7 protein-coding genes are annotated in these 6,982 nt (G+C 74.2%); 3 read left to right on the forward strand and 4 right to left on the reverse strand.

The annotated features are described in order from the left end of the window. On the reverse strand, positions 1-1,088 hold a 1,088-nt coding region (locus SZN_RS34025; RefSeq protein ID WP_043734600.1), incomplete at its 3' end, for a serine hydrolase domain-containing protein. Then, positions 1,034-2,338: a multidrug effflux MFS transporter gene (locus SZN_RS34030; protein WP_007504157.1), complete on the reverse strand. Its 1,305-nt coding sequence runs from the start codon at positions 2,336-2,338 to the stop codon at positions 1,034-1,036. The genes SZN_RS34030 and SZN_RS34025, both read right to left, overlap by 55 nt. An 88-nt stretch (positions 2,339-2,426) precedes the next feature. On the opposite strand from SZN_RS34030, the gene SZN_RS34035 reads away from it, so the two are divergent. Then, positions 2,427-3,449 (forward strand): Gfo/Idh/MocA family protein, encoded by a 1,023-nt coding sequence (locus tag SZN_RS34035; protein ID WP_043734603.1) that lies wholly within the window; start codon positions 2,427-2,429, stop codon positions 3,447-3,449. On the opposite strand, the gene SZN_RS34040 is transcribed toward SZN_RS34035, so the two are convergent. Further along, positions 3,436-5,076, reverse strand: a complete 1,641-nt coding sequence (locus SZN_RS34040) for an alkaline phosphatase D family protein (RefSeq protein WP_007504159.1) — start codon at positions 5,074-5,076, stop codon at positions 3,436-3,438. The two genes, SZN_RS34035 and SZN_RS34040, sit on opposite strands and share 14 nt — an antisense overlap. A gap of 186 nt (positions 5,077-5,262) precedes the next feature. Between SZN_RS34040 and SZN_RS34045 the strand changes: the two genes are divergently transcribed. Further along, the gene (locus tag SZN_RS34045) at positions 5,263-6,027 is read left to right on the forward strand and encodes an SDR family oxidoreductase (protein WP_007504160.1); all 765 of its coding nucleotides are present in this window, start codon (positions 5,263-5,265) and stop codon (positions 6,025-6,027) included. 316 nt (positions 6,028-6,343) lie between these two features. On the opposite strand, the gene SZN_RS34050 is transcribed toward SZN_RS34045, so the two are convergent. Beyond that, positions 6,344-6,670: a hypothetical protein gene (locus tag SZN_RS34050; RefSeq protein ID WP_007504161.1), complete on the reverse strand. Its 327-nt coding sequence runs from the start codon at positions 6,668-6,670 to the stop codon at positions 6,344-6,346. Between the two features lie 132 nt (positions 6,671-6,802). On the opposite strand from SZN_RS34050, the gene SZN_RS34055 reads away from it, so the two are divergent. Further along, on the forward strand, positions 6,803-6,982 hold a 180-nt coding region (locus SZN_RS34055; RefSeq protein ID WP_007504162.1), incomplete at its 3' end, for a DoxX family protein.

The raw sequence follows: 6,982 nt of genomic DNA on the forward strand, positions 1-6,982 counted from the left end.
AGCAGGACGAGGAAGGTGTCCGTGGGCGGGTCCAGCACCAGCGACGTACCGGTGAACCCCGTGTGGCCGGCCGCTCCCCGGCCCGCCAGCTCGCCCATGAACCACGGCTGGTCGACGGCGAAGCCCAGGCCGGGCGGGGTCAGCAGGAGTTCCACGAAGTCCGGGCCGAGGATGCGGGCCGGGCCGTAGGCGCCGCCCGACAGCAGGGCCCGGCAGAACACCGCGAGGTCGCGGCCGGTGGAGAACAGGCCCGCGTGGCCCGCCACCCCGCCCAGCGCCCAGGCGTTCTCGTCGTGCACGCTCCCCCGCAGCATCCCCCGGTCCGCCTTGGCCCACGGCCGCCGCTGGTCCTCGGTGGCGGCGGCGCCGGGGCAGGGGCCGAAGCGGGTCGCGGCCATGCCGAGCGGACGGGTGATGCCGTCGCGCACGAGGACGTCCAGGGCGCGGCCCGTGATGCGCTCCAGGACGTGCTGGAGCAGCAGCATGTTCAGGTCCGAGTAGCAGAAGGCGCCCGGGACCCCGACCGGCGCCTCGGCGCGCAGCCGCTCCAGTCTGCTCCCGGCGTCCGGGCAGTCGTGGAGCGGGAGTTCGGGCCGCAGTCCGGAGGTGTGCGTGAGGAGCTGCCGCACGGTGACGTCGTGCCGCGCGGCGGCCCGGAAGTCCGGCAGGTACGCCCCGACCCGCGCGTCGATGCCGAGCGTGCCGCGCTCGATCTGCTGCACCGCCGCGACCGAGGTGAACAGCTTGGTGAGGGAGGCCAGGTCGAAGGGCGTGGCGGCGGTCGCCGGGACCCGCGCCCCGGGGGGCAGTTCGACGGGGGCGTCCGTCTCCTCGTCCCAGCCGGCGTACCGCACGGCCCAGCCCGTCGCCTCCTCGACGGCGAGGCAGGGGCCGCGCCCGGCGACCAGCACCGCGCCCGCCGCCCAGGGGCGGGGCCCGGCGGTCAGGCCGCGGACCTCGCGGACGAGCCGCCGGATCTCCTCGGGGTCGAGTCCGGCCCTTTCCGGGGTGTCCCCGCGCAGTCTCGGCGCGCTCAGTGCTCTGCTCCCTCCACGCCGGCACCCGTACGTCTGTGCCAGGGACGGCACAGTCCCACGAAGCAGCCCAGCGCCACCAGTGCGGCCGCCAGTTGGACGACGGCCATCGGGACGGCGGTGTCCTCCCCCGCGACGCCCACGAGCGGCGAGGCGACCGCGCCGATGAGGAAGGACGTCGTGCCGAGGAGCGCGGAGGCGGACCCGGCGGCGTGCCGGGTGCGCTGGAGGGCGAGGGCCTGGGTGTTGGGGAGCGTGATGCCCATGGCCGACATCAGCACGAACAGGGCCGCGGCGACGGGGACCAGCCCGGCCTCGCCGAAGGCGCCCAGCGCCATCAGCAGCAGCACCGCCGCCGCCAGCACGACGACCACGAGCCCCGCGCCCAGCACCCGGTCCAGGCCGACCCGCCCCACCAGGAGCTTGCCGTTGATCTGGCCGACGGCCACCAGCCCGACCGAGTTGAGCCCGAACAGCAGGCTGAACGTCTGCGGCGAGGCCCCGTAGATCTCCTGGATCACGAACGGGGACGCGGCGATGTAGGCGAACAGCGCGGCGAAGGCGAAGCCGCCGGTCAGGGTGTATCCGGCGAAGGCGCGGTCGGCGAGCAGGGCGCGCATGGTGCGCAGCGCCTCGCCGACCCCGCCGCGGTGGCGGTCCTGCGGCGCCAGGGTCTCCGGGAGCCGGCGCCACACGAGGCAGGCGAGCAGCGCCCCGACCACCGTCAGGACGACGAACACGCCCCGCCAGTCCGTCACCCGCAGGATCTGCCCACCGACGAGGGGCGCCACGATCGGGGCGACGCCGGAGATCAGCATGAGGGTCGAGAAGAAGCGGGCCATCGCGAGGCCGTCGTACAGGTCGCGCACGACCGCCCGCGCGATGACGATCGCCGCGGCGCCCGCCAGGCCCTGCGCGAGCCGGAAGGCGATCAGGGACTGGACGGTGGGCGCGAGCGCGCACAGGGCGGTGGCGACGACGTACACGGCGAGGCCGGTCAGCAGCGGGCGCCTGCGGCCCCAGCGGTCGCTCATCGGGCCGACCACCAGCTGCCCGAGCGCCATGCCGGCGAGGCAGGCGGTCAGGGTGAGCTGGACCGTGGCGGCGGGCGCCGAGAGCGCGCCGGTGACCTGCGGGAGCGCCGGGAGGTACATGTCCATGGCCAGCGGGGGCGTGGCCGTCAGCCCGCCGAGGATGAAGGTGACGAGGAATCCGGTGCGGCGCAGGGAGCGGACGGGTGGCTGCCGCTCGGCCGGTGCCGCCGGCCGCGGCACGTCCTGTATCGGCCCCCCTGGGTCGGCCATGCGCCCCTCCCTCTCCTCGTGATCCGCCCTCTATGCTCTCAGCTCGTACACAGTGCCGAGGATCACATGAGCGAGGGGCGGGCCCGCGGTGGCGGAACGAAGCGTGCGGTGGGGGATCCTGGCGACCGGGGGGATCGCGGCCGCGTTCACGGCGGACCTGGTCGATCTGCCGGACGCCGAGGTGGTGGCGGTGGCCTCGCGCAGGCAGGCGTCGGCCGACGCGTTCGCCGAGCGCTTCGGCATCGGGCGGGCCTACGGCGACTGGAGGGCGCTCGCCGAGGACGGGGACATCGATGTCGTGTACGTCGCCACCCCGCACTCGGCGCACCGGGAGGCCGCCGGGCTGTGCCTGGAGGCGGGGCGCAGCGTGCTGTGCGAGAAGGCGTTCACGCTGAACGCCCGGGAGGCGGCCGAACTCGTCGCCCTGGCGCGCTCGCGCGGCGGCTTCCTGATGGAGGCCATGTGGATGTACTGCAACCCGCTGATCCGGCGGCTGAAGGCGCTCGTGGACGACGGGGCGATCGGCGAGGTGCGCCATGTGCAGGCCGACTTCGGGCTGGCCGGCCCCTTCCCGCCCGCGCACCGGCTGCGCGACCCGGCGCAGGGCGGCGGCGCGCTGCTGGACCTCGGCGTGTACCCGGTGTCGTTCGCGCACCTGCTGCTCGGGGAGCCGTCGGACGTGACGGCCCGCGCGACGCTCTCCCCGGAAGGCGTCGACCTCCAGACGGGTGTCCTGCTGTCCTGGGACGGCGGAGCGCTCGCCTCGCTGCACTGCTCGATCGTCGGCGGTACGGCGACCGCCGCGTCGGTCACCGGCTCGGCGGGCCGGATCGACGTGCCCGGCGGCTTCTTCTTCCCGGAGCGGTTCGTGCTGCACCGCGACGGCCGCGACCCCGAGGAGTTCACCGCGGACCCGGCCGACGGGCCCCGCAACAGCCTGCGGCACGAGGCCGCGGAGGTGATGCGGGCGCTGCGCGCCGGGGAGAGCGAGTCGCCGCTGGTCCCGCTGGAGGGCACGCTGGCGGTGATGCGGACGCTCGACGCGGTCCGTGACCGCGTCGGCGTCCGCTACCCGGGCGAGTCGGTGGCCCCGGGGCTCACGCCGGCGTGAGCCCCTGCGCGCCCACCTCGGTGACGAAGGAGGCGGCCGTGCTGACGGGCGCGCCGGGCCGGGTGACGTAGGGCACGGTCCGGAAGTCGGCCCGCGCCCGCTGCTGTCCGAGCGCGACGGTGACATAGCCGCGCCGTCCGTTGAAGAAGCGCAGGTGCGGGTTGGCCTTCATGTACGTGTCGTAGGTGGCGGGCCGGTCGACGCCGTCGCGGCCGCTGGCGACCGAGGTGGCGACGATCTCCGTGCCGAGCGTGGCGGAGGCGGGGTCGTCGAAGTTCTCCTTGATGTCGAAGGCGTAGCCGACGTGGACGTCCCCGGTGAGCACCATGAGGTTGTCGACGCCCGCGGCCCGCGCGCCGTCGAGGACCCGACGCCGGGAGGCGCGGTAGCCGTCCCAGGCGTCCATGGACAGCCGTGACGGCTCGGTGAGGTCGAACTTGCGCTGGGAGAAGGTGACTTGCTGCGGCACCACGTTCCACAGCGCGGTGGAGTCGCGCCAGCCGTCGAGCAGCCACCGCTCCTGGGCGGCGCCGGTCATGGTGCGCGCCGGGTCGTCGATCTCGGGTCCGGGGATCTGGGAGCCGTCGCCGTACGCCTGGTTGGAGCGGTACTGGCGGGTGTCCAGGATGTCGAACTGGGCGAGTCTGCCCCAGTGCAGCCGCCGGTAGAGCCGCATGTCGGGACCGGTGGGGCGCTGGGGCAGCCGCAGGGGCTGGTTCTCCCAGTAGGCGCGGTAGGCGGCGGCCCGGCGCAGCAGGAACTCCTCGGGCGGGACGCTGTTCTCGGGGGTGTCACCGGCGTAGTTGTTCTCGGTCTCGTGGTCGTCCCAGGTGACCACGAAGGGGTGCTGCGCGTGGGCGGCCCGCAGGTCGGGGTCGGACTTGAACAGGGCGTAGCGCAGCCGGTAGTCCTCCAGGGTCAGCGTCTCGCGGTTGAAGAGCGCGGGGAGAGTGCGGTCGGTGTAATTGCGGTATCCGCCCACGGAGTTGACGGCGTACTCGTAGAGGTAGTCGCCGAGGTGGAGGACGATGTCGACGTCGTCCCGCGCGAGATGGCGGTACGGCGTGAAGTAGCCGTCGGCGTACGCCTGGCAGGAGACGGCGGCGAGGGTCAGCGCGCTCGGCGCGGCCGTGGGGGCGGGGGCGGTGCGGGTGCGGCCGGTGCCGCTGATCCAGGTGCCGGTGCGGAAGCGGTAGTAGTAGACGCGGCCGGAGTCGAGTCCGGTGACCTCGACGCGGACGCTGTGGTTGAACTCGGGGTAGGCGAGGGCGGTGCCGCGGCGGGCCACGCTGGTGAAGCCCTCGTCGTGCGCCAGTTCCCACTGGACGGCGACCCGCAGGGCGGGCATGCCGCCGTCGGGCTGGAACGGTGCGGGCGCGAGCCTGCTCCACAGCAGGACGGAGTCGGGCAGCGGGTCGCCGGAGGCGACGCCGAGGGTGAAGGGGTCGGCGCTGATGCGGCGGGCGTCGAGCGTGGCCGCGCTCGCGGTGCCCGCCGCGGGCAGGTCGACGGCGAAGGCGAGCGCGGCTGCGGCGCCCGTCAGGGTCAGGAAGCGGCGGCGGCCGATGTGGCGGGCGGCCGCGCGCAGTTCGGGGCTGTGCTGGGTCGGGTGTGCAGTGATGGTCATCCGGTCCTCCCCTGCCTGATGGATGCACGAGGCAGGAAAGCGGCCGGGGACGACACTCGCTCGGCGCGCACGCCACACCCGAATGGCGGAGGGGTGAGTTCCCGATGGCGGGCGCTTGCGCGGGCGTGCCCGCCCTCATGTGCGCCCGCGCCCCCGTACCCTGCCGAGCCACTACCCTGCCGAGCCATGGACGACAGGCGGACGGAGACGAGGATCGCCGTGGTGACGGGTGCCGGGTCCGGCATCGGCCGCGCGGTCGCGGTGGAACTGCTGCGCGCGGGCTGGTCGGTGGCGCTGGCCGGCCGGCGGGCGCACACCCTGGAGGAGACGGCGGGGCTGGTGACGGAGGGGGCCGCGCTGGCGGTCCGTACGGACGTGTCACGGCCGCGGGACGTGGACGGCCTGTTCGCCGCCGCGGTGGAGCGGTTCGGCCGGGTGGACCTGCTGTTCAACAACGCGGGGACGTTCGGCCCCGGCGGGGTGCCGGTCGAGGAACTGCCCTACGACGCGTGGCGGCACGTGGTGGACACCAACCTCAACGGGGCGTTCCTGTGCGCGCAGGCTGCGTACCGGCAGATGAAGGGGCAGGACCCGCGGGGCGGCCGGATCATCAACAACGGCTCGGTCTCGGCGCACACGCCCCGCCCGCACTCGGCCGCCTACACGGCCACCAAGCACGCGCTGACCGGACTGACCAAGGCGCTCTCGCTCGACGGGCGGCCGTACGGGATCGCGGTCGGCCAGATCGACATCGGCAACGCGGCGACGGACATGACCGCGCGGATGCAGACGGGCGCGCTCCAGGCCGACGGTTCGGTGGCGGCGGAGCCGGTCATGGACGCGGCCGACGTGGCCAGGACCGTGCGGCACATGGCGGAGCTGCCCCTTGAGGCGAACGTGCAGTTCGCGACGGTGCTGGCGACGGCGATGCCGTACGTCGGACGCGGCTGACCGCGCGCACGGCGCCGGCCGTCTCCACGATCCACACAACTGGAATGTGACATTCCGCTACATCGCGGCCGGTCGGCGGCCTATGCTCGATCGCATCTCCACCAGAGCTTCACATCTGGAGCGACAGGCTTCCGTAAGCCATGCCGAGGGGGGACGGCAGCCGTTCCACGGCACCGGGTGGGGGTGGGCCCCGCGTGGGACCGCGGGGTACGCACCGGTGCGTGGAACGGCTGCCGTACAGCCGGGCGGCGCGAAGGGCCCCTGCGGGGGCGGGTGCGCGCGCTCGGGCCGGGCCCCGGTGGTCGCGCCCGGCCGGCTACGCCTGACCGGTCTCGAAGCGGGAGATGCGGCCGTCGTCCCCGACCTCGAAGTGCCACCGGGTCCGCATCTCGCCGTAGGTGTCGTTGCGGTAGGAGGCGACGAGGTCCCGGCCGCGGTTCGACTCGTTGTCGACCTCCAGGTGGCCGTGGGAGGTGAAGATCTCCCGGTCGATCCAGTCGGCGAGGTCGCGGTCGGTTCCGTCGTCGGCCATGGTCGCGCCGGGCGCGAGCAGGCTCATGAAGGCGTCACGGTCGTGGTCGTTCACGGCGGTGACGAACGCGCGGACCGCGGGGTCGCTGAGTCGGGACGTCTGAATCGTCATACCGGGCAGCCTCACACCGCCTTGCTCGGCCCGCCACCCGAACGGCGCCGACCGCGGGCCGCCGGGGTGCCCGGGTGCGACGGTGGACACGCGGGAGGGGATCTGTTCCTGCTGTCTGCTCCGGGAGTCGCTGTGAGTGCTTACGACCGACGAGATCTGGGACTGCTGCTGCTCCGGCTGGGGGCCGGCGGTGTCCTGGCCGCGCACGGCGCGCAGAAGCTGTTCGGCTGGTTCGGCGGGCACGGCATCGAGGGGACCGGCCAGTTCATGGAGTCGGTCGGCTACCGGCCGGGCAAGGTGAGCGCCACGGCG

This window comes from Streptomyces zinciresistens K42 (assembly GCF_000225525.1).
GTDB lineage: Bacteria > Actinomycetota > Actinomycetes > Streptomycetales > Streptomycetaceae > Streptomyces > Streptomyces zinciresistens.